The sequence below is a fragment of the Rhizobium quercicola genome (genome assembly GCF_021168455.1).
Classification (GTDB): domain Bacteria; phylum Pseudomonadota; class Alphaproteobacteria; order Rhizobiales; family Rhizobiaceae; genus Ferranicluibacter; species Ferranicluibacter quercicola.
Window position 1 is genome coordinate 19,698 of record NZ_JAJOZR010000007.1, and the last position, 22,739, is coordinate 42,436.

Below are 22,739 nucleotides of genomic sequence, written 5' to 3' on the forward strand. Positions count from 1 at the left end.
TGGAATGGGGCGCCCGAAGACGCCCCTTAAGGCTTAGGCCGAGACGGCGCCGGTGACGAACGCTTCCGGACGGTAAACCGCCAGACCAAGACGCTCCTCGGCGCGAATACTTGCGAGGTTCCGCTCGAAATCATCGACGTTCTCTGTCGACAGAAGTACTTCGATTTCCATACGGTCGAAGATCTGCGCGGCCATGGAAAAGGCGCCGGTCAGGAACGTACCAAGTGTCTGGGACTGCGTTTCGACAATCGGAAGATTCCACAGTCGAGGAGACGTGCCGTTCTGCGGGTTCGCGATGATGTAGCGCCCCTCATTGTCTTTGGTCAGTTCGATGGCTGCCCAGTCGATCGGATTAAGGACGAAACCGGTTGCCGGATATTCAGCTAGAACAACCTGCAGCATGGCTAGCCGCAGTCGGTCAATCGGGGTCGCATCCTGCGGAACGAAGGCCGGCGCAAAAGCAGTTGCCTGCGGCTGCACGCCGAGGATGTTCTGGCCAGTGCCGTCGCCCTTGAGAAGTTGCGCTTCTTCCTTGAACTGCAGACCGTAGCGAGCGCGGCCATCGATATAGCTCTTCAGGGCGACTGCGTCGTCAAGGATCTGGCGAGAAGCCTTGAAAAGATGCGCGATCGTGCGGACAGGAGCGTTCGCCATGTTGAAAGTGATATCGCTGTAAGGCTTGGAATTTGTCTCAGCAACCGGAGCCGCGTTGTTCGTGAAGCCCGTTTCCTTGACATACTCGATGTTATTCGAACTGGTCTGACCGGGCATCAGAAGGTCGCGGATCGTCATGCGACGGTTTGGCGGCGCAATGATGCCCGGAACACGCTGTCCTGGCACCAGCGAAGTGCCATTGGATCGGCCGACGCCGACAGTACCGTCCGCGGTGGTAATGGCAGCGCGATCTGCGCGAATGCTCATCTTGCCACGCGTCGAGCTGGTCATTTCGCCAGATTTGAACGCATCAGAATCAACCACGATGTCGCCGAGCGACTTCTGCTCGTCTTCGCCGAATTCGCGTTCGCGTGCGGCATGCTTTTCCAGATCGCCAAGGCGGGTCGTCATAGCGCCGAGTTCGGAAAGTGCCTTGTCGGTCTTGTCCTTCAGCTCAGCGGAGACCGTGCCATTCTTTTCGAGCTTCGACGTGAAGTCGGTCGCAAGATTGCCGACCTGATCCTTGATGGAGGCAAGCGAAGCGCTGAGCTCGCCAATCTTTTCTGCTAGTTCGGCCATAAGAGGCTCCTATCGTTTGATGAGTGGTGTTTTTGCTTCGGCCAAGAGCCGGTCTAGGGCTGCCAAAGCAGCAGCATCCGTCTCGTCATCAGGAGCCCCCTGATCATTCTTGAGGTAGAGCCGAGCGGCCCGCTCTGCCTCTGAGTTTGAAAAGCCAACAAGACCCTTGAGGCCGTTTTCAAACTCACGTTTCGTGATCGGCTCGCCCGCCGCCATCTTTGCGGCAAGCAGCGAAGCCGACTCTACACGCGCCTGGTTGTTCGCCTTCACGCGCCGCACATATGCCGGCTGCGTTTCGGCGCCGAAGCGCTCGAGCGTTTCTTCCAGAGTGGCAACGCGATCAACCATGCCGCGATCTAGGAGCTCTTCCGAATAGAAGACCCTGCCGCGGCCGTAACCGTCCTGCACCTTACTGAGTGCGACGCCGCGCCCTTCAGCGACGGCAAACAGAAACTTGTTGTACGAGCGATCGACGCCGGCCTTGATGTAAGCAAGCGTTTCCTTGCTCAGCGGCCCCGTCTCATTCCCCTCGACCTTTTCTGGCGTCGAGGAGATGTACGTGCGCTTGATGCCTCGCTGCTCAAGGGCGGCCGAGACGTCATCGTGCGCCGTGTAGACGCCGATTGATCCAGCACGTCCCGAAGGCGTGACAACGATTTCGTCGGCCGCAGACGCTACCCAGTAGGCCGCGCTTGCCGCCAAGCTGTTGACCTGCGCGATAATCGGCTTCTCGCCACCACGAAGCTTGCGAATTTCCGTCGCGAGTTCTTCTGTGCCGGGCACAGTGCCGCCGGGGCTATCGACGTCCAGCACGACAGCCTTCACGTCTTCATTGGACAGCGCCGAATACAGCGCCTTTTTGATGCCCGCGTAGGACGATCCGCCGCTCATGGCGGAAAACATATCCATTTTCTGCGCCAGAACCCCGTAAACAGGGATAATAGCGACTTTTCCGTCGGTTTGAGCGATTTCTAGGGCTCGAGCTTCATCGACGGCGGCCGCGAATTCGCTCGAAAACAGCTTCTCACCCTCGGCTCGCGCGACCAAAACATCAGCCAAAACGCCCAGTTTTTCGCGCTGAATCGCCCAGGGTTCGGCCAGAAAGGCCGAAATCAGGTGTTCAAATTTCATAATTTGTCCTTATGCAGCGCGTGCTGCGGGCGTTTCGGGCTAGTTAGGCCGACGCGCGGATGGTTAGCGGCACCCGATCATCGTCGCCGTGCTGTGAAAGCATGCCGCGGATAATGGATTCGGCCGATTCTGCGCTCATCGCCGCAATTTCAACTTGCGTCGCCTTAGCCCAGCCGCCCGGCTTGAAGCCGGTGACCTTGTAGATTGCAAAATCAGACATTGCCGCCGCTCCCGTTTTGGTTGTTGGTATCCTTGCCGAGCATATCCAGCGGCGTCATTGTGCCATTGACGATCGAACGATTGCCCCCGTCGATCGGCGCCTTATTCTCGTAGGCTCGGGCCTCGTCGATCGTGTAAATGCCGGACCCGACCATCTTCGACAGGAACTCAGCTCGCGCTTGGCTATCGCCTCTAAGGATTCCTTCGAGACCGAACCGAATTTTGAACTTCTTGCGTGTTTCGCTGGTCAGCAGGTCGCGATAGACGGCAGATTCAATGCTGCGCACCATCGGACCAAGGCAGGTCTTCGTAAACTGCAGGATCAACTGTTCGATCCCGCTACCCCACGTCGTTGTGCCATTGGCTGCGTGGCCAATCATCACGGGCGGAACGCCAAAGATGCGGCAGATCTGCTCGACGCTGTACTGGCGCGTCTCCAGCATCTGCGCGTCTTTTGGATCAATCGTCAGCTGCTGATATTTCAGGCCAGCCTCAAGAACGGCGATCTTGCCTGAACGGTCAGACCCCGCAAACTGGCCAAGCACGTCACCGAGCTGCTTGCGCTGCTCTGGCTTGAGGATTTGGTCAGACGAAAGAACGCCCGCGACCTGAAAGCCGTTCGCGAACATCTTGCCCGCGACACGCTCGCCCGCCAGCGCATTGCCTACCGCATTCCGCACCACCCCGATCGGGGACATGCCGCGATCACAACCCGGCAAGACCGCGCCACGGACGTGGAACATCTTGTCTTCGGGAATGCGGCGTTTCTTGCCGTCTTCCGTCACCTCGTAGTAGCGCGTGTTGCGCTTATCGCGGCAGACATCAACCTTCAGCGGAGGCAGCGGATTAAGCGCCACCAGCCGCGTTCCGATCATCTTCTTTTCGGCGAAGAAGTTCCCGTCCAGGCACAGGCAAAACGCGACCATCGCCCAGAAGTCCGACGCGGTGTCGTCCATGTTGGGCATATCGTGCAACAGGCTGTAGAGTTCGGATTCCGTATCGACCGTCACGCCATCGGCCTTGTAGACAAGGCAGGGCAGCATGATGAATGCATTCCGGATAAGGTTGACGCAGGCCCATACAGCGTCAAGCTGTAGTGACGTTTCAATCGTTACCGTCTCGCCCGATGTCGTCCCGAGCCCGAAGAACCCGCGCCAGAATTCGCCGTCGGTGAGCTTGATGGGCACGCCGCGCCATCTCTCGAAGAGGCCCATTAGATCACCATTACCATGTTGTTGATGAAGTCGCCGATGTCGGGACCGGCAATGGTCTTGTCTGCCGCTGCGCCTGCGCACATGGCGAGCGCTACCGCGGAATCGATGCGGACGGACGCACGGGTTTTTACGAACCACCTGTTTCCGTGAGGGTCGGGAGGGTGATTGAAGGTCGAGCCCATCATCGCCGTCATCAGCACCGGATTAGTCTGAAGCCGGATACGATCGTCGATGATCAGGTTTTCGAGTTCGGTCACAGACCCGGGCATCCAGAGCCCCAGTGGCGCTTTCTCCCCGGCCGCCTTGGCAGCCTCGACCTTTTCTGGCGATGGCCTTGCTCTGATCTTCCCGCCTTGGGGGTGCGGCAGTTGCTCGGCAGTCACGCCGAAAACGTCGAGCTCATCCTTAAACGCTGCGTAGGCGTAGTTGTCATAGGCGATCGACTGGATGTCGTAGAGGCGGTCAAGCTCTGCCACACGAGCAGCAACGATATCGAAGCGAATTCGCGGCCCATCCGGCGCTTGCAGGTAGCCGTCGCGGACCCAGATGTCGTAAGGCTGCTTGTCGGCAGTCGTACGAGCCGCAAGCGTGTCACCAGGCGTCCACGCCTCTATCCACGCATTGTAGGTCGGAAGGGTCGCAGTAGTACCGTCCGCCCGCTGTATTTCGCGCTTTCCTGTCGGCACCATGCATGCGACGACAGTCATGTCTTTCGTGCCGGACAGATCGATACCTAGGAAAAGTGGCTTGCCCTCGTGATGCGAAATGTCGAAAGGCTCCATGACCTTGTCGATGGTCGCTCGCGGCATCCAAGCCTTGTCCGCATCAGTCCAAACACAGAAGTGCAGGCGTAGAACGTTGTTCAGCTTGCCAGGAACGTTGCGGGCTTCAGCGACAACACCTGCAAGATATTCAGGCGTCAAAATCGTACCGAGAAGCGGGTTGGCTTTGATCCAGCAAGAGGGGTCCGTCATCGGGTCGTCGTTCTTGTCGAGACTGCAGACGTAAGCGAATACGCTATCGCTGCCTTCCCACGTCCCGCCCACGTAGGTGAAGTCGTCGTCGGGCGTCTGTGTGCCGGCCAAGACCTTGACCGCGCGATCGCGCTCCTCCCAGCAGACCGAATTACGATCCGAGCCCGAGTTCGTGATCATCAGCAAGAGCGGATTCTGACGGAACTTGAACCCCCGCTGCAGCATCTCCATGATGCTGCGATCCGGATGCTCGTGCACTTCATCGCAAAGCGCAAAATGGGGACGAGGACCAGAGCCCGTCTTGCCGGCCTCCTTGGAGATCGGACGGAAAAAGGATCCCGACTTGTGATGGGCAATGTTGAATTCTTTGCCCAGGCCGCCGCTGAACTTCAGCCGCTTGGCCAAAGCCGGGGCCTGACGCACCATTTTGCAGGCATCCTGAAACAGGATCTGTGCCTGGTCCTTTTTCGCCGCGGCGGCGTAGCATTGTGCCCCAGCCTCGCCGTCGGCAGTCAGCCCGTAAAGACCAATTCCACCCGCGAAAGGTGACTTGCCGTTGCCCTTGCCTTCTTCGATATAGACAGTTCGAAACCGGCGCGTCCCGTCCGCCTTCTTCCAGCCGAAGATCGAGCCGATCTTGAATGCCTGCGACGCATGAAGAAGGAACGGCTTTCCATCAAACTGGCCTTCACTCAGGCGCAGCCTCTCCTCGAAAAACCGAAACACCCGCGTAGCGGCATCGTCATCCCAACGCAGCCCGCGATCGTGGCCATGCTGGACATCTGCAAAATGGCGTCGGCATGCGTTCCGGACATGAGGTCCAGCGACGATCGTGCCATCAAGCACCGCTGCCGCGTAGGCACTAACGCGCGCCAGAGCTGGCTGATCAGTCGAGGAGATCATCCTTTTCGTCGTCAGCATCAGGCACCGCAATCTTCGAGGCATCTGCCGGCGTCGCACCCATCTGGCCAAGGCATTGCCGGAGAAGGTTCATCGCTTGCACACCCACATCTTGTCCGGCCATGATCCGCCCCTGGATATTCGCGGCCATGCCAACGAGCATCCGGTGCGAACCCGTGAGCCAGGGAATTTCAGTTTGAAAAAGGAGCCACGCTGATTTTGCCTTCGTGGCCTCAGTGTCGACTAGCCACTTAGGTGGCGGTCCTAACGGGTCGCTCTGCGCTGGCTCTTTCCGGCCTTTGAACCGGCCCGCATTGACTTGATCGCGCCCTTCGAGCTTGGCTTTGGCCAAGGGGCTTCGTGGCTTGGCCATATCGGCACCTCGGGGTCATATTTTCAATTGCAGATGCACACGCGATGCAGGGCCACAGGTAGCGCCCTCCGGCCGATCCTCGACTTCAAAGGCACCCCTACATTAGGCACGTCTGCTATTCTGGGCAGTGGGGTCTGGTCAGACCGGCCAGCCGGCTGCGTCGAAGCGGATCACCTCTTTGCCGCGCTCGATCTCGCGCTTGATGCGGTCATGGCAAGGGGCGCATAGGCTCTGAAGATTGTCAGGGTCGAAGAAAAGCTCCTCGCTGCCCTTATGTGCCGTGATGTGGTCGACGACGTTCGCCGCCGTCACATCCTCAGCCTCAAGACAGAAGCGGCAGAGGGGTTCAAGGGTCAGCTGTTGTGTGCGCATGCGCTTCCAGCGCGCGGTATCGTAGAGCTTTCTCCACGGTCGCGTGTCGGTCATGGGTCCGTCGAGAAATAGCTGACCATCGCCCGCCCTTGCGCTCTGCCTCACTTTCAGCAACCTGCGCAGGTAGACGCATCGCCAATGTTGGTCGGAGGACCCATATGAGTAAACCCACCGGAAAAGACATTATCCTTAGGCCAGAGCAGTATTTAGTAGAACAAGGAAAATCACTGGATGATCGGCTGCAGAGCGTACGTCTACCGGTAGGAACCGAAGAGATCATTGCAGCGGGAAGAGCCAAGCGCGTCATCAGAGACCGAGCTCTTGGCCTCTTCAAGATTGGAGAGATCGTCAAGGAGGTTCTGGATTGGAACGAAAACGTAGATCAAGAAATCAGGGACGCGAAGAAAGCGTTGCTTCTGTCCAATTATCTCGAACGGACTGATGAAAATACTGACGCAATCGCTGACCTCAAAAATCTCCTACTAAGCGCCCCTGGAAATACTCTCTTTAATAAGATACTGCAAATCCTTGATGCCAATCCGCCCGACCCGCTCTTAGTGGAGCATTTGGCGACTGCTCTCGAGCATATCGTTGAGACTGATTTTGAGTCCTTGTTTGAGGAGCACAAATATGCCCTTGCACAGATCGGTCAGCTAACCCCGCAGGCTCTTGCAATTTTGGCTGATCGGAAATCTTGGCCGCTTATTGAGCTAAACACTAGCACTTCTACAGGCAGCCGGGTCACTTCAGACTGGCTTTTCGAGTTTACGTCAGCATATGCCGATAGCAAAAAAATCATCGATCCAAAATACCAAGCTCGCATTAGGTTTTCTATTAACGAATTGACGACCACCCGGATGATGGAAGCACATCTAGTTGAGAACGGCCTCACTAAATGTACTGTCACACAAATGGGGCAGATGCTTATCCCATATATCTCGAAGCCCCATAATGCTGATTAAGTTCTTAAGTATCGTTGTAGCTAACACCCGTTTTCGCAGAAGAAATCTTACGATACTATCGTGCCTGCATTATTTTGATACTCGAACATTTGCAGATCGGCATCCATGACCTGTAAAAACGAAGGCTGGAGGGAGCGCGGCTTATAGTTGAACTAAGCACCAAGCGCACTCAACCTCCAGCAGGACCGCTGCGGCGCCGAGGAGACGGAGCGGGCAGCGATGGGGTATGGGGCAGGCCTGGCGTCGCTGCGAGGTCAAAGCGTCCGCGCGATTTCAGCGCCCCAATAAAAAGGGGCCGCCGAAGCGACCCCGAGAATAAAGCTCTCAATTAATACGAAGCGACGCCCCCGTTTGCCGGACATCAAGCCGCAAGTTTTTGCGCGGTCAGCTCAGTTTCCATTCGTGCCGTCTCGTCGAACGCGATAAGGGCGTCGATCGCGGCATCAATTAGAGCGGGTCCCCGCTTCTCCGCATAGGATGGTCCCTGCCCCATCGAGACCCCGATCTCTTTGGCCGTCGCATCGCCTATGGCTAGATCAAGGACCTGCGCATGCTTGCCGAGATGGTGACGTAGGTAGTGGACAAACATTTGCCCTTCGACCTCGCGCAGGGTCGCAGGCTCACCGCCCGCCGCAGCGGAGATCTCGCCAAGGGGTTTCGGGCGCTTGATACCGCCGATCCACGACCCAAGGACAAGCGCGTCTGGGCATCGGCTTGCAGAGGTGGGCAACCGATCAAACGGCACCGACCCGTCCACGCCCAGCGACTGCAGTAGCGCCCGCCCCTCCGCAACACCGAACCGGCCGGCTCTGTCCTTTGCGCTTGGCTCCTCACGAGGTAGCGGCTCGATGCTGCAAGCGATCGCAGGTTCGCCCGATAGCGGCTTGCGGTAACCTTCGGCTTTCAATGGCGAGACGGCTCCCTTCAGCCTCAAGTACGACCACACGGTAGCCGCTGTGCGCTCAGCTGACACACCGCCTTTCGGCCCGCCTGGGCGCTCCACCGGCTTGAGCGGGCGTCCCTTGGCTGTTTCACCCCAGACGATCAGCTTGCCGTCGCGGAACAGCAGGTTGCCCAGCTGTGTGTCCGATCCACCATTGCGGTTGCGAGACGTGTGCGGGACGACATCAGCCTTCTGGTAGACGTTGGCCATCCGTCCGGTGTCTGGCCACGTCTCGCGGTCGGTGACAGTCCACCCGATAGCCGCAAGCAGTTCGCCCTCGCTGGGCCGGATCTCGGCTCGAGCCTCAGTTTCATTGCCATCGGTGTCGGGCTGCGATGGCTGGACAGCTTCTGGGAAGTTGACATCTCGCCAATGGCGAAGCGCGCGAACACGCCGTTCGTCGCCGCGGTATGCCAGCCGCTCGAGGGTCGGCCATGCTAGCACGTTAGGAGCCGGCTTGTTGTCGTTGGCCGGGGTGATGGCTTTGGTAGCTGGTCGCTTTTTCTCGGCAGGCGCCGTATGCGCGGCCAAGAGGGCCGAAAGCTGGGTAAGATCTTTAGACGAAGTCATTGTTTATCCACTTCGGTTTTGGGTCTGGAATCTGGTCGATCGCGTTCGACAGTGCATTGGGTACTCCGTCCGAGTCCTCAGCCAGGATTGCCGCCTTGCCCCTTGCCAGCCTAAAGGCCGCAAGCCTCTCCCTTTCGGCTTCTCCACGAGTCACGCAAAGCGACAAGTCGTAATGCGCGCGGCTCCTGATTTCATCGCGTTCACGCTCGAGGCCGCTCACCCTTATTTGCAAGGTTTCAATAACCCGATTTGCATCCGCTAAGTGCCGACGGTAGTGATCACTACGGGCCTTTAAATCAGCGGGGGCGCAGCTGTCGGCAACCAGCGTGAGCGTGGCGTTCCTCGCCTTGGCCGTCTCTCGGCGGGAGGATTGCTCTGCGGTTCGGATCCGGCTCATGGCCGGGGCTCGTTTGGTGGCGAGGAAATGATCATGCTGTTCTCCTTCTCGCTACGGGGAGACGTGTTGAAACAGTCTCCCCCTTTAGGGGGTAAAAAATGGAAACCCGGAAACGTGAACGATTTCAATGGCCTACATGGTTTCCGGAAATTCCGGAAACGCCGGAAACGGAAACCATAAGTCATTGTTTTTATTGAATTTCCGGTTTCCGGATTTCCGGAAACGGCTGGAATTCCGGAATTAGTGGAAACGCATATTCATCGGGAAGCACCCTTCCGAAAATTCCCCAAGCCGATTGCGAACTGCCCTCCAGGCACGTCCAGCCACTTCGTCGCCGTCCCCGTTGCAAGACATGAAACGACTGCTCCGGACTCCAAAAGACCCTCAACAAGCTTTTCCAACCGATGCCGCGAGAGTCCTTTTAGCTCGCCCGATAGGCGATCCTTCATTTCGAATACCCCCGTCGCCCCAGTCTTGGTGAAGGGTTGGCCGTTTGCTGCCGCGCCTTCGATTGCGATCGTCATTGCAGCGAGTAAGTCGGCTTGTACTGGCGCCCTTGCACCGAGTCCGGCAGTCGCGTCGATCAGGAGTCCGAACTCATTTCGAACGTAGGTGCTGACGATGCGCCGAGCAGCGCCATTCGCCTTTACGATGCCGCCGAGCACCACTTTCCCCGGCATAAACGGGACGCCGAGCTCCTTGCAGACCTTCCTTGCCCTCGCCTCTTCTGCGGGCCACATGGCGTAGGCAACGCGAAGGCCATCGACGATCGCCGTGCTGCCGCGGATCGCGTCACGGGCGTCCCCTAGCGTTTCTATTGGCTTTTGGACCTTACGCATGTGATGGGCTACAAGAACGGTGGCGCCGGTCTCTGCTGCCAACTTGGAAAGTGACGTACAGACGAACTGTCCGGCCGCCGGGTCCTCGTTCAGCGCTAGGTGTGCGAAACTGGCAAGCGGATCGAAGGTCACCAGTCTTAGATCATTGATGCTTTTTAACTGATCGCAGATTCTCTTGAAGTCGTCGGTCTCCTGCAGCCCGTTCTTGCGATCATCGCGCCAGAACGCACGCGCACCTCCGGCCGAAGGTAGGGGGACGACAATCATTTTGCTTGCAGCCGAGCTAGACCGGTAATCCCGTTCATCCAGCGCCGCAACGCGACGGTGGACCTCGTTCTGGTCATCCTCGCTGGTGATCATCACGGACGTTCCCTCGGCCACCACTCGACCACCGAAGACCGGGGGTGCGAGCGGTGACGACCCGAACGAGACGCGCCGATGGAGTTCGAGGATGGCGTATGACTTCCCGGTGTCCCCCATGGCAGACACCATGCCCGGAACCGCGAGAGGGAATGCGCCTTCGACGAGGTGCTGGACGGCTGGAGCCGTTCCAACAAATCGGTCGACAGTCCAGTCAAAGATGCTCAAAACAGGGGGCTTGTTGTCGTTGGCCGCGACCAGCGGCGGCTTACTCGCAACACGATCAAGGAAGCCGGACACGGAAACGGATAGTTGCTCGCGCTCTTCAATGAGCGGTACCGCAAACTTTCCCCATAGTCTCCGAAAGTCTGACGTCGCACGATCTTCCGTGGGATATCGGGTGAGCCAGTCGCCCGGCGCATTAAGGAATAAAAACAGCGCCACCTCTGGCGAATGGCCGTCGAATGCCAACTGCTCGACTACGCGCGCCGCGTGGTTCGAGCGGTCGCCAACGTCACAGGCGGCCAGCAACCCCGCCGCCCGGTCACCCGCACGCACGCTGCCACTTACCGGAAGCTCGCCCATAGAGAATGAAGACGCCTCCCTGACTTCGCCGGCCCAAGGTTCAAGCGCTGTTCGAAGATCTTCTACCGATACGAAGTCGCCCTGCCACTCCTCAAGCACGAAGACGCGCGCCGGGTCCGCTGAGCGACCTCGCTCTAGCTTTTTCCGGTTGGGAAAATTGAGCGTGCCGGAAATTCGCCAAACGTGCGCAATATCCGCGGTTCCATGGTCAGAGCCTGTCGCGCGCTTGAGTGCGGCCGCAAGCGGCTTGGCCTCTGCCGGCGCAACCGGTCGATCGAAAAGGACGAACGGTTGCCGATTGCCGGGCGAAGTTTCAAGGACGAGGTGCGGATCAATCGGCATGCTGCCGTCGTGCCCTGTGTCCGCGTCGAGATCGACAACGAGCCCCAAGAGAGCCAGGATGTCGCTTTCTGTTCCCCGCTTGCCGCGTTCGAGGTCGGGCCGCATGACCTGCAGACCTGCGAACACATTCACATTGGGAGTTTCGGCATGGCATAGGATGGCTTCCACCATACCATTGACATCGCCAACGCGATGATGAGTGACAACACCCGGCACGTCTTTGTCTCCGGCGGGGTTCGCGTAAAAGGTAGACACGACAAGAAGGCCCGCCAGCCCCGCGCTTAATTTATGCAGCATTTCGACGTGACCGCGAACGGCATCTTCGTCAAACGACGGCTTGGCCAGATAGGGATCAATTGCGGGAATACGCGCCATGGCGGTTCTGTGCCCTTTCAAGTTCCGTTGCAGCGAGTTCGGCGATCTTGTCGGAGAGCGCGGGCGAGAATGTCGCTAGGCGGCGCCCTCCGTTTGCGGATGGCGCGTAAACGAGAAGACGCCCGTCGGGCGCCTCCATAAGTCGGAGACCGAACAATCTAACGTCGTTCGAAAACTCGAGGTCGAACGTTGCGAGGGCGCGCACCGCTTTGCCGGGATGCGGGGTGGTGCGCTGGATTTCGGTAATGCGCATCAGACGGCAACCGCCGATTCAGGAACCGGATTATGCTCCTCGAAGAACGTCCGCCATGCCTCGAGGGTCTCGAACTGGTAGCCCTCGTCGTCGAAGACCTTGCCGGATGGTTCCACGATCGCGACGTATTCCATCATATCGTCTTCAGTGTAGCCTTGGAAAAGAGGCCAGTTGCCGGAATCGGTATGGCGCCAAGCGATGACGGTGCGCTCAACATATCGCCGTCCGTCAGCGGACTTCAGGGCGTAGATCGCGCGAAAGCCGGGCAATGCCGGCAATATCGTGTGGAAACACGGATAGAGTTCGTCGTGCGGATCCCCAGACACGTCCGACCCGTCCGACATGTGGAACCGCGTTTCATGGCTGAAAGTTCGGTAGGACAAGACGTGGTCAGAATTGACGTACCTGCCGTCTTTAAGGGCGATAATGGTCATGCGTTCTCCTCCGCCGGCCAGGGGCCGGACGCTGTTGTGGTGTTGGGGTTGTGGTTAGCTGTATCGATGACTAACCGTTGACGAACGACGATCGTCAAGGGCGCGCCTGTAGACGCTGGCATCAGTTGTGAGTTTAAGCGATCTCGCGCTTAGAAATCTGAGCGTCAATCCACGCTTCGACCTCCGCCCTTACATAAGCCAAACGCTTCTCACTAATCTGCACCGGTGCTGGGAAACGACCTTCTTTCGCCATCAATGCGAGCAGAACGCGAGACAGCGTGGTAGCCGCTGAGGCCTCCTTCGGTGCCATCAACCTAGGTGCATTGTCGTTTGCGTGATTCATATTGCCCTCCGCATTTCCATAAATGCAATATACGCATTTATCGACGAAACTTCAATACCGTATTGCGCGCATTAATGAGAATATGTAAGATTGAGCCATTATCAGGAGTGCAAAAATGGCATCGCAAAAAGAGCTCGTGGCGATCACGGCAGAGAATATGGGCGTCCCCGTTGAGACTGTGACCGTCACGGATCGCTTGCTAGCTGAAGCAGGGCTTCGCACCCGGGCGCTCAGGGGGCGAGGTTTCACCCCGATGACTTACGCCGACGCAGCGCACCTAATAATCGCAACCGCCCTCGGGTCTGCACCGAAAGACGCTGTTCAGCAGGTCCTTGAATATGGACGGCTGCCGGCTACACGCGTGCGGGAGGACGCTTCAATTGCTGATGATGCCCTCGGGGGCGAGTTCGGTGAAGCGCTGGCTAATGTCATCGAATCGGTAGCCGCTTCGCGAAAAGAGTTCAGCGCTCATGAGGACTCAGCAGACTATATGGCGATGAAGGTTAGAATGTATGGTCCTGAAGCCCGCGCTGAGATCGAGCTCATTAGAGCAGGAGCACCTAGTACGTTCCAGTTCGGTCCGCCTCATAAAGGCATAGGGGACCTGCGGCGTATGGTGGAATTCAGTCAAGTCACGCTAGGTTTTGTTGGCGAGGCGATTGCAGACGGGCTTCCGACATAGGCAGCCCAATCGTTCATGAGTGCCTTGCGCTTTGCTAACGCGTCCCCGCGGCGGTAAGCTTGTTCGACTGCGTTGCCTACCGTATGCGCAAGGGCGGCTTCGGCAACATCACGTGGGTGCACAGTTGAGTCTCCAGCCCAGTCGCGGAAGCTGGACCGAAGCCCGTGCAGGGTTGCATCGCCCGCACCTGCCGCACGGAATGCCTTAGTCATTGCAGTGTCGGAGATCGCGGATCCCGACTTGCCGCCCTCAAAAATTAAGTCGCCAGTAGCGAGCTTTCGTTGGCCTTCGAGCAGCTCGACGGCCCGGTCTGTCAATGGCACGCGATGCTCACGCCCCGCCTTCATACGTTCGGCGGGCACGGTCCAAAGGCGTTCTTCGAAGTCAATTTCCCCCCAGACAGCGCCCCTCACCTCCCCGGTCCTGGCTGCCGTTAAGCAGGTGAACTCGACGGCACGAGCCGAAACGCCCGAGGCTTCCCGCAGACGCGCAAGAACGGCTGGCAGCGCTTTGTAGGCAAGCGCCTCATGATGACCTCTGGTAAGCTTACTGCGGGCAGGCAGAAGTTCTTTCAGGCCGCCGCGCCAGTCCGCTGGATTGTCGCCTACAAATAAGTTCCGAGCCCTTGCGTGGTCGATGACGGCCTTAATTCGCATCCGGGTTCGATCTGCAGTTTCAGGAACCTTGGTCCAGATTGGTTTTAAGGTCTCAACGACATCATCCCGCGTGATGCTGGCGATGGGCTTTGCGTGGAGCGGCTTGGCATACTCTCGAAGCGTCATAAGCCACTGCGCTCGATGCTTGTCATTTCTGAACGAGCCCTCTTTTACGGCCAGAACGTCATCCATGACGTCTTTAAACGTTTTGCTTTTGGCCAGATCCTCTCCTCGGGCTAGCCGATCGCGGATAGTGTCGGCCTTCTCTCGAGCAAGCGCGACCGATACCGGCGCAGTCCCTTGGCCGTGGCCGCCTAATCCAAGCTCCGTCCGCTTGCCGTCGCGCTTGAATATGAAAACCCACTGCCGGCTTCCCTCGTTGCGGACGCGCAGGTAGAGGCCGTCCCCATCGGAATGGATGCCCGGCTTTAGGGTTCGAATCCGTGTTTCAGAAAGTTTGTTGCGCGCCATTCCAGTTCCCGATGTCATAACTTCGGTACGGAAAATACGGCAATTATGGACTTTTACAAGCCAATCAGTGCAACAGTTTCAATACGTTACGAAAATTGGCGGTCACCTCTTCCGCCATTGCCGTCATGGTCCGATCTTCTCGCTCCCCTCGGTCGCGAAAATCGCACACCCCGATATGCTTGCTGCCGCCAGCCAACCAAATCTCGGCGATAGCAAGGCACCCGTTCTGCCGAGGTTATCCGAATGCGATAGCTCGTATACGGGACCTCCGACTCGAGACGCCATGTTCCCCGGACCTAAGAAAAGTGCCGAAATCGGGCAGGACCTCTTGCGCTTCGTCTAGGATGATTCTAAACGCTGGCCACGGTTCGCTTGTTCGATCCGATGAGGCCTCGTGGCGGAGTGGTGACGCAGAGGACTGCAAATCCTTGCACCCCGGTTCAATTCCGGGCGAGGCCTCCAATCTACCGATATATTCATAAGTCGTTGAAACACTAATCTAATTTATGAGATTTCTGGTTGCTGCGCACAATGAACGTGCTCTGTCTCTCGATTTTCGGCGCGCTTTTCACCGTCAATGTTGAAAGCGACAGGTTATGTCGAGCGCTGCCGAGACACCTCCCCTGCCGATACTGACCTCCGACACGTCGCAACCTCGCGTCATGCAAGCGGACCGTTGCTAGAGCGCAGCTTTTGCCGGTGAGACGCGATAAGTCTTGCTGGACCGTTGTCCCTTGTCCCACTCTGCAACGCCTCCCGATGACACACACGGTAGACGCCGCGTTTGCGTTCTGGCACAAGGGCCTCGGACGCGACTGCCGTTAACGTAAGAACGGGGTCGGGCGACAGATTGACGTCACGTCGCTGCCACGAGATCACGGCGGCCGTCCCGTTCACACCTTTCCAATGTCGGTCGGTAGCTTGACCGATTCACGTCATAGATTGTCAGGCGAATCCGACGCGCAGGCACGGCTCTCAACATGGCGTGTTGCCCTGCTGGATGACGCCGACACGGGACGCGGAAATGACGATCGCGCCCGCCTCGATCCCGTTTCACGAACGCCTTGTAACAAGATCCGACGTGGCAGAACACCATTCCTGTAAAACGCGCTTGCGACTCATCGAAACGTCCAAAATCCGATTGAGTACCGCAGGAGACTCAGTAATATCCGTTCCGCGCCACGGAATTTGCGCGATCATAGATTTATCGGGGGAAACAATGAAATTCGTTACGGCAGGCGCAGTCATCATCGGAGCGGTCTTCTTTTGCGGGACAGCACAGGCCGAAGATCTCGTCTTTACACTGAAGAACGGTACGAATTCCGTTTTGACACGCTTCTACACATCACCCGTCGGTGTCAGTGATTGGGAGGGCGATGTGTTCGGTGAGCAGGTTCTCAATCCGGGCGAAACGATCGAACTCACGATCGCGGACGGCCGAGACGTTTGCAACTACGATATGCGTTTCGAATTCGAAGAGGGTTCAAACCTCGCGACGACCGAAGACAAGCAGAACCTCTGCGAGATGGGGTCCTACACGATTCACGAGTGAGACTCTGGAAGCGCGGGACGGTGGAAGCGCTCACATGGAAACGGCGCCGATATCGTCCTTCGCAGCCAGAAATCCTCTGTATCAGCGAGCCGAGACGTCTGCGCGTCAGAGCGAGCTGGCTGCTCCAACAGTCGTCAACGGAACACTGTTGCCGAGATCGTTATTCGCATATTTGAAAACAAGGATGCTGAGGATGGATGCAAGCATCCCGACAAAAATCATGCGCATGGTATAATCCTTCGCGCTGAGCGCGCGTTTTCGATAAGAGGCGTTGTTGACCCGACGCTGATTAGGCGAAATCACCGATCCGGCCATGCTGCAGCAAAACGCGCACCGGATTGACCTCACCAACGGCCGTATTGGTCGACCGTGCGAGGGCCAAGGTTCCTGCGTGAGATGCAGCAAGCCGCTCTGCCAGAGCGCACGCCTCGTCTGCCGTACCGACACGCATCAGATCATCGCTTTGCACGAGCTCTCCCGTATGATCGTCGAAGACGATCACTTCGAAGCTGTTCAATGTTCCAGGCATGTCGGCTCCATCACGTTCGCCCGGTAAACGCCGACCTACCTACACGGTTCCATATGTTTGAGACGGTACGACCAACAAATGCGCGCTAACGTGGAGCGATGCAACATCGTCGGCTGAAAACACAGCAAACGAAAAAGCCTTGCTGCAGATTTGCTGCAGGTCTGACGTCGAACGCAAGAACAGACGACCAAACCCGTCTGCTGATCACACAACGCCGAAGGATTCTGCGGGCCTAAACCAGCGGAATCCTCCGGCGCCCAAACGTATGGACAGCGCCCACTTCTGAAACCTTATACGGAGACGCGCCGACCCCTCCCCGATTATTGGTAGCGGCGGATCAGGCCGACGAGCTTGCCCTGTACCTTCACACGCTCCGGGCCGAAAATTCGCGTCTCGTACGCCGGGTTGGCAGCCTCGAGCGCGACGGACGCGCCCTTGCGGCGAAACCGCTTCAGGGTCGCTTCCTCGTCATCCACGAGCGCAACGACGATCTCGCCGGGGCTGGCGCTATTGGCATTGCGAATGATCACGGTGTCGCCGTCCAGAATGCCCGCTTCGATCATCGAGTCGCCGCGCACTTCCAAGGCGTAGTGCTCGCCATTGCCGATCATGAAGGCGGGTACGGCGATGTCGTGCGTGTTGTTCTGAATGGCGGATATCGGCACACCCGCAGCGATGCGTCCCATCACCGGAACCGATACGCTGTTGTCGTTGCCGACCTCCGCCGTCGTCTTGGCGGCCGGTTCGACGGCCGCGTTTCCACGACTTCCCTGAATGACGCTCGGCGAGAATCCCCGCTTCGGCGGGGTCGCGGACAGATATGCCTCCGGCAGCTTGATCACCTCGAGCGCGCGGGCCCGGTTCGGCAGACGCCGGATGAAGCCGCGCTCCTCGAGCGCCGTGATCAGCCGGTGAATGCCGGACTTGGACGCGAGCTCCAGAGCATCCTTCATTTCATCGAAAGACGGGGGAACGCCCGATTCCTTCATGCGCTCATGAATGAAAATCAACAGTTCCTGTTGCTTGCGGGTCAGCATGATCAATCGACTCCAGAGTCACGAAACAAAGCAAGAACAGTGTTATATGTTCCTCATGTGTTCTGCAAGTGGCATTCTGGCCAAACCACAGCCGCCATGAGCCCGTTTCTCAGCATTCGCCCGGGCGTTGCTTTTCGCACGCCATCGTCAGCCTGAACTGTTGTCGAGAGATGTCCGTGTCCGGTCCTGTAACAGCAACGCCGCCATGAGCTTGCTCATGACGGCGTAGAAGACGAGACGACATTGTATCGGCTTGCAGCAGACCTTTGACGATCAAAATGGGATATCGTCGTCCAGGTCGCGGGAAAAGCCGCCGCCAGGTCCGCCGGTGCTGCCGCCCGATCGGGCGCCCGAGGACTGGGCCGGGCGATCGTAATCATCGCCATAGTTCGATCCGCCGCTTCCGCCGCCATAGTCCGAGCCGCCTCGACTTCCGCCGCCACCGCCGCCACTACCACCGCCATCGCGGCCGTCGAGCATCGTCAGCGTCGAGTTGAAGCCCTGCAACACCACTTCCGTGGAGTAACGGTCGTTGCCGTCCTTGTCCTGCCATTTGCGGGTCTGCAGCGCGCCCTCGAGGTATAGCTTGGCGCCCTTTTTGACATACTGCTCAACGACCTTGCACAGGCCTTCGTTGAAGACGACGACGGTGTGCCACTCGGTCTTCTCGCGCCGCTCGCCGGAGTTCCGGTCGCGCCAGCTTTCGGAGGTCGCGATGCGCAGGTTGGCGATCGGCTTGCCGTCCTGTGTCCGCCGGATCTCAGGGTCTGCCCCGACATTGCCGATGAGGATCACCTTGTTTACGCTACCAGCCATCTCTTTGTCCTGTCTCCTGAAAGCGGCCTTACGATCCGCACTGTGCCGCAAGCCTACGCTGTTGAGCGCGGCATTTCGCCCTCGCCTCGCGGCAATCCACAACAGTTTGCAAATTTGTTCTTTATTTGTTCTAGGTCTTGACTATGATGCTGTCAAGCGAGGCCACCACCGGCGCCAGAAGAGAGGCCGCCGGCCGGACGGAATTGCGGTTTCCCGAAAACGCGCCTCGACATATGAAGTAATGATCTTAAGTAAGGGCTTCGTCCCCATTCAGAGCGTCCGACCATGAGCGAATTCAAGACCATTTCGATCCGCGGTGCGCGGGAACACAATCTGAAGGGCGTCGATCTCGACCTTCCGCGCAACAAGCTGATCGTGATGACGGGCCTGTCCGGGTCGGGAAAATCGTCGCTGGCCTTCGATACCATCTATGCGGAGGGGCAGCGGCGCTATGTCGAAAGCCTCTCGGCCTACGCGCGTCAGTTCCTCGAGATGATGCAGAAGCCGGATGTCGATCTGATCGAAGGCCTTTCGCCCGCCATCTCGATCGAGCAGAAGACGACATCGAAGAATCCGCGCTCGACCGTGGGAACGGTCACCGAGATCTACGACTATATGCGCCTTCTGTTCGCGCGTGTCGGCGTGCCCTACTCGCCGGCGACGGGCCTGCCGATCGAAAGCCAGACCGTCAGCCAGATGGTCGATCGCGTTCTGGCGATGGACGAGGGGGCCCGGCTCTACATTCTCGCGCCGATGATCCGGGGGCGAAAGGGAGAGTACAAGAAGGAACTCGCGGAGCTCATGAAAAAGGGCTTCCAGCGCGTGAAGGTGGACGGCCAGTTCTACGAGATCGCCGATGTGCCCGCCCTCGACAAGAAATACAAACACGACATTGATGTGGTCGTGGATCGCCTGGTCGTACGGGGCGATATCGCCGCGAGGCTTGCCGACAGTCTGGAGACCTCGCTCCGGCTTGCCGACGGCTTGGCGATTGCGGAGTTTGCCGACAAGCCCCTGCCCGAGAAGGAGACGTCGGCCGGCGGCTCGGCCAACAAGTCGCTGAACGAGACGCACGAGCGTGTGCTGTTTTCGGAAAAGTTCGCCTGCCCTGTCTCCGGCTTCACGATTTCGGAGATCGAGCCGCGTCTGTTTTCATTCAACAATCCCTTCGGCGCCTGCCCCACCTGCGACGGCCTCGGCAGCCAGCAGAAGATCGACGAGGCATTGATCGTGCCGGAGCATGATCGGACGCTGAAGAACGGGGCGATTGCGCCCTGGGCCAAATCCTCGTCGCCCTACTACAATCAAACGCTGGAAGCGCTCGGCAAGGCTTTCGGCTTCAAGCTGAGCAACACCTGGGCTGAGCTTTCGGACGCGGCGAAGAAGGCGATCCTGCGCGGCACGGACGACAAGATCGTCTTTCAATACGCGGACGGCGCGCGCTCTTACAACACCACCAAGACATTTGAAGGCATCGTTCCCAATCTCGAGCGGCGGTGGAAGGAAACCGAGTCGGCCTGGGCGCGCGAGGAAATCGAGCGCTATATGTCGGCGGCCCCCTGCCCCGCCTGCAAGGGCTTCCGGCTGAAGCCCGAGGCGCTGGCCGTTAAGATCGATCGCCTTCACATCGGCGAGGTCACGAACATGTCGATCCGCGTCGCGCGCGACTGGTTCGAAGATCTTCCCGCCCGCCTCACGGAAAAGCAGAACGAGATCGCCGTCCGTATCCTAAAGGAAATCCGCGACCGCCTGCGCTTCCTCAACGATGTCGGTCTCGATTATCTCAGCCTTTCGCGAAATTCCGGCACGCTGTCGGGCGGCGAGAGCCAGCGCATCCGGCTCGCCTCGCAGATCGGCTCCGGCCTGACGGGCGTGCTCTATGTGCTGGACGAGCCGTCGATCGGGCTGCACCAGCGCGACAACGCCCGCCTGCTCGACACGCTGCGGCACCTGCGCGATATCGGCAACACCGTCATCGTTGTCGAGCACGACGAGGATGCGATTCTGACGGCGGACTATGTCGTCGATATCGGCCCGGCGGCCGGCATCCATGGCGGGCAGGTCGTGGCGTCCGGCACGCCGCAGGAGATCATCGATCATCCGACATCGCTGACCGGCAAATATCTCTCCGGCGACCTTTCGGTCTCGGTACCGGCCGAGCGGCGCAAGCCGAAGAAGAAAAAGGAGCTGACGGTCGTCGGTGCGCGCGGCAACAATCTGAAGAACGTCACGGCATCCATTCCGCTCGGCGTCTTCACGGCGGTCACGGGCGTGTCCGGCGGCGGCAAGTCCACCTTTCTCATCGAGACCCTCTACAAGGCGGCCGCCCGCCGCGTGATGGGTGCGCGCGAGATCCCGGCCGATCACGACCGCATCGACGGCTTCGAACATATTGACAAGTGCATCGACATCGACCAGTCACCGATCGGCCGCACGCCGCGGTCGAACCCCGCCACCTATACCGGTGCCTTCACGCCCATCCGTGACTGGTTTTCCGGCCTGCCGGAGGCGAAGGCCCGCGGCTATCAGCCGGGACGCTTCTCCTTCAACGTGAAGGGCGGGCGCTGCGAGGCCTGCCAAGGCGACGGCGTCATCAAGATCGAGATGCACTTCCTGCCGGACGTCTATGTGACCTGCGACGTCTGCCATGGCAAACGCTACAATCGCGAGACGCTCGACGTCACCTTCAAGGGCAAATCGATCGCCGATGTGCTGGATATGACGGTGGAGGAAGGCGTCGAGTTCTTCGCGGCCGTCCCGGCCGTGCGCGACAAGCTGGTGACGCTCGACGAGGTCGGGCTCGGCTATATCAAAGTCGGGCAGCAGGCGAACACCCTGTCGGGCGGCGAAGCGCAGCGCGTGAAGCTCGCCAAGGAGTTGTCCAAGCGCTCGACCGGACGTACGCTCTATATTCTGGACGAGCCGACCACCGGCCTGCATTTCCACGACGTGGCAAAGCTGCTGGAATTGCTGCACGAGCTCGTCAACCAGGGCAATTCCGTCGTCGTGATCGAGCACAATCTGGAAGTCATCAAGACCGCGGACTGGATTCTCGACTTCGGTCCGGAAGGCGGCGATGGTGGCGGTCAGGTCGTGGCAGAGGGAACGCCGGAGCAGATCGTCCGGGAGAAACGGTCGCATACCGGCCATTTCCTGAAGGAACTGCTGGAGCGCCGCCCGGTTCGCAAGGCCGTGGCTGCGGAGTAAGGCGAACGGGCGAGGCCCGATCAAGAGGGGATGGGTGGCATGGGTAAGACGGGCACGATTCGTGTCGGCATCGGCGGCTGGACGTTCGATCCCTGGGAAGGAACCTTCTACCCGGAGGGTCTGGCGAAGAAGCGTCAGCTGGAGTTCGCCAGCAAGGCGCTGAAGGTCATCGAGGTGAACGGCACCTATTACAGCTCCCAGAAGCCCGCGACATTCGCAAAATGGGCGTCGGAGGTTCCGGACAATTTCGTCTTCACGCTGAAGGCGAGCCGATATGCGACGAACAAAAAGGTGCTGGCGGACGCCGGCGAGTCGATCACGCGCTTCCTGAACCAGGGTCTGTCGGAACTGGGCGCAAAGCTCGGACCGATCCTCTGGCAGTTCATGCCGACCAAGAAATTCGACGCTGCGGATTTCGAGGCCTTTCTCGGCCTTCTGCCGGAAACACAGGATGGGCTGGTGCTGCGCCATGCCGTGGAGGTTCGCCACAGTTCCTTTCAGGTTCCGGAGTTCGTCGAGATGGCCCGCCGGCACAACGTTGCCGTCGTTTGCGCGGATCACCAGGAATACCCGCTGATCGCCGACGTGACGGCCGACTTCGTCTACACCCGTCTGCAGACCGGCAGCGACGATGTCGAAACCTGCTATGACGAGAGGCGTCTCACGGACTGGGAAGCGCGTCTGCAGGCCTGGAGTGGTGGAGGTGTGGCAGACGGGCTACCCTTGCTGGCCGACCCGCTGCCGAAACAGCCGCGAGAGGTCTTCGCTTTTTTCATTCACGAGGGAAAAGTGAATGCCCCGAACGGCGCGATGGCGCTTCAGAAGCGGTTTGAATAGCAAAAGAAAACCGGCAAGCACCGCGTCTCCCGGTGAAGCGTCGCATGAGATTTTCTTGATAAGAAGCTGATTTCGAAATATTTTTTGAAGACAGATACTGTCTCAATATGAGGATGGTCTCTGTGCCTGGCGC

General features: G+C 58.8%; 22 protein-coding genes and 1 tRNA gene. 5 read left to right on the plus strand and 18 right to left on the minus strand.

Translation table 11 applies throughout. From position 1 onward, the window contains the following. Nucleotides 1-33 precede the first annotated feature (33 nt). From LRX75_RS11785 to LRX75_RS11815, 7 genes are all read right to left on the minus strand, one after another. The gene (locus LRX75_RS11785; protein ID WP_231814593.1) at nucleotides 34-1,233 is read right to left on the minus strand and encodes a phage major capsid protein; all 1,200 of its coding nucleotides are present in this window, start codon (nucleotides 1,231-1,233) and stop codon (nucleotides 34-36) included. Nucleotides 1,234-1,242: 9 nt separating this feature from the next. After that, complete coding sequence (locus LRX75_RS11790; RefSeq protein ID WP_231814594.1) at nucleotides 1,243-2,364, minus strand: S49 family peptidase; 1,122 nt, start codon at nucleotides 2,362-2,364, stop codon at nucleotides 1,243-1,245. 43 nt (nucleotides 2,365-2,407) lie between these two features. Then, nucleotides 2,408-2,584, minus strand: a complete 177-nt coding sequence (locus LRX75_RS11795; protein ID WP_231814596.1) for a hypothetical protein — start codon at nucleotides 2,582-2,584, stop codon at nucleotides 2,408-2,410. After that, nucleotides 2,577-3,797, minus strand: a complete 1,221-nt coding sequence (locus LRX75_RS11800) for a phage portal protein (RefSeq protein WP_231814598.1) — start codon at nucleotides 3,795-3,797, stop codon at nucleotides 2,577-2,579. Before LRX75_RS11800 ends, LRX75_RS11795 begins: the two co-directional genes overlap by 8 nt. After that, nucleotides 3,797-5,692 (minus strand): terminase large subunit, encoded by a 1,896-nt coding sequence (locus LRX75_RS11805; protein WP_231814600.1) that lies wholly within the window; start codon nucleotides 5,690-5,692, stop codon nucleotides 3,797-3,799. Before LRX75_RS11805 ends, LRX75_RS11800 begins: the two co-directional genes overlap by 1 nt. Then, nucleotides 5,658-6,023: a hypothetical protein gene (locus tag LRX75_RS11810; protein WP_231814602.1), complete on the minus strand. Its 366-nt coding sequence runs from the start codon at nucleotides 6,021-6,023 to the stop codon at nucleotides 5,658-5,660. Before LRX75_RS11810 ends, LRX75_RS11805 begins: the two co-directional genes overlap by 35 nt. Nucleotides 6,024-6,182: 159 nt before the next feature. Further along, nucleotides 6,183-6,470, minus strand: coding sequence for an HNH endonuclease signature motif containing protein (locus tag LRX75_RS11815; protein WP_231814604.1), 288 nt, complete (start codon nucleotides 6,468-6,470; stop codon nucleotides 6,183-6,185). 104 nt (nucleotides 6,471-6,574) lie between these two features. Here LRX75_RS11815 and LRX75_RS11820 point away from each other — a divergent pair, with 104 nt between their 5' ends. Beyond that, nucleotides 6,575-7,378, plus strand: a complete 804-nt coding sequence (locus tag LRX75_RS11820; protein ID WP_231814606.1) for a hypothetical protein — start codon at nucleotides 6,575-6,577, stop codon at nucleotides 7,376-7,378. A gap of 361 nt (nucleotides 7,379-7,739) precedes the next feature. Here the strand turns inward: LRX75_RS11820 and LRX75_RS11825 are convergent, their stop codons facing one another. The 7 genes from LRX75_RS11825 to LRX75_RS11855 all read right to left on the minus strand — a co-directional run bounded on the left by LRX75_RS11825 (nucleotide 7,740) and on the right by LRX75_RS11855 (nucleotide 14,628). Beyond that, complete coding sequence (locus LRX75_RS11825; protein ID WP_231814608.1) at nucleotides 7,740-8,891, minus strand: hypothetical protein; 1,152 nt, start codon at nucleotides 8,889-8,891, stop codon at nucleotides 7,740-7,742. Then, nucleotides 8,878-9,288: a hypothetical protein gene (locus tag LRX75_RS11830; RefSeq protein ID WP_231814610.1), complete on the minus strand. Its 411-nt coding sequence runs from the start codon at nucleotides 9,286-9,288 to the stop codon at nucleotides 8,878-8,880. Before LRX75_RS11830 ends, LRX75_RS11825 begins: the two co-directional genes overlap by 14 nt. Before the next feature lie 257 nt (nucleotides 9,289-9,545). After that, entirely contained in the window at nucleotides 9,546-11,789 is a 2,244-nt protein-coding gene (locus LRX75_RS11835; protein ID WP_231814612.1) for an AAA family ATPase, read from the minus strand. Beyond that, the gene (locus LRX75_RS11840) at nucleotides 11,767-12,042 is read right to left on the minus strand and encodes a hypothetical protein (protein WP_231814614.1); all 276 of its coding nucleotides are present in this window, start codon (nucleotides 12,040-12,042) and stop codon (nucleotides 11,767-11,769) included. The genes LRX75_RS11835 and LRX75_RS11840 overlap by 23 nt, the downstream gene beginning before the upstream one ends. Beyond that, nucleotides 12,042-12,476: a hypothetical protein gene (locus LRX75_RS11845; protein WP_231814616.1), complete on the minus strand. Its 435-nt coding sequence runs from the start codon at nucleotides 12,474-12,476 to the stop codon at nucleotides 12,042-12,044. Before LRX75_RS11845 ends, LRX75_RS11840 begins: the two co-directional genes overlap by 1 nt. Nucleotides 12,477-12,609: 133 nt before the next feature. Further along, on the minus strand, nucleotides 12,610-12,819 hold the full coding sequence (locus LRX75_RS11850) for a helix-turn-helix transcriptional regulator (protein ID WP_338110309.1): 210 nt from the start codon (nucleotides 12,817-12,819) through the stop codon (nucleotides 12,610-12,612). Nucleotides 12,820-13,446: 627 nt separating this feature from the next. Continuing rightward, nucleotides 13,447-14,628 carry a tyrosine-type recombinase/integrase gene (locus LRX75_RS11855; protein WP_231814618.1) on the minus strand — a complete coding sequence of 394 codons (1,182 nt, stop codon included), beginning with the start codon at nucleotides 14,626-14,628 and terminating at the stop codon, nucleotides 13,447-13,449. Between the two features lie 388 nt (nucleotides 14,629-15,016). Between LRX75_RS11855 and LRX75_RS11860 the strand changes: the two genes are divergently transcribed. Further along, a tRNA-Cys gene (locus LRX75_RS11860) sits at nucleotides 15,017-15,090 on the plus strand. A gap of 757 nt (nucleotides 15,091-15,847) precedes the next feature. Continuing rightward, the gene (locus LRX75_RS11865) at nucleotides 15,848-16,180 is read left to right on the plus strand and encodes a hypothetical protein (protein ID WP_231814620.1); all 333 of its coding nucleotides are present in this window, start codon (nucleotides 15,848-15,850) and stop codon (nucleotides 16,178-16,180) included. Between the two features lie 105 nt (nucleotides 16,181-16,285). On the opposite strand, the gene LRX75_RS23300 is transcribed toward LRX75_RS11865, so the two are convergent. The 4 genes from LRX75_RS23300 to LRX75_RS11880 form a co-directional block, all read right to left on the minus strand. Next, nucleotides 16,286-16,408: a hypothetical protein gene (locus tag LRX75_RS23300; protein WP_269456177.1), complete on the minus strand. Its 123-nt coding sequence runs from the start codon at nucleotides 16,406-16,408 to the stop codon at nucleotides 16,286-16,288. A 61-nt stretch (nucleotides 16,409-16,469) separates the two neighbouring features. Beyond that, on the minus strand, nucleotides 16,470-16,709 hold the full coding sequence (locus tag LRX75_RS11870) for a hypothetical protein (RefSeq protein ID WP_231814622.1): 240 nt from the start codon (nucleotides 16,707-16,709) through the stop codon (nucleotides 16,470-16,472). 320 nt (nucleotides 16,710-17,029) lie between these two features. Then, on the minus strand, nucleotides 17,030-17,746 hold the full coding sequence (lexA, locus tag LRX75_RS11875; protein WP_231814624.1) for a transcriptional repressor LexA: 717 nt from the start codon (nucleotides 17,744-17,746) through the stop codon (nucleotides 17,030-17,032). A 273-nt stretch (nucleotides 17,747-18,019) separates the two neighbouring features. After that, the gene (locus tag LRX75_RS11880; RefSeq protein ID WP_231814626.1) at nucleotides 18,020-18,562 is read right to left on the minus strand and encodes a single-stranded DNA-binding protein; all 543 of its coding nucleotides are present in this window, start codon (nucleotides 18,560-18,562) and stop codon (nucleotides 18,020-18,022) included. Between the two features lie 285 nt (nucleotides 18,563-18,847). Here LRX75_RS11880 and uvrA point away from each other — a divergent pair, with 285 nt between their 5' ends. Beyond that, nucleotides 18,848-21,769 carry an excinuclease ABC subunit UvrA gene (uvrA, locus tag LRX75_RS11885; protein ID WP_231814628.1) on the plus strand — a complete coding sequence of 974 codons (2,922 nt, stop codon included), beginning with the start codon at nucleotides 18,848-18,850 and terminating at the stop codon, nucleotides 21,767-21,769. Between the two features lie 39 nt (nucleotides 21,770-21,808). Further along, nucleotides 21,809-22,606, plus strand: coding sequence for a DUF72 domain-containing protein (locus LRX75_RS11890; protein WP_231814630.1), 798 nt, complete (start codon nucleotides 21,809-21,811; stop codon nucleotides 22,604-22,606). Nucleotides 22,607-22,739 lie beyond the last annotated feature (133 nt).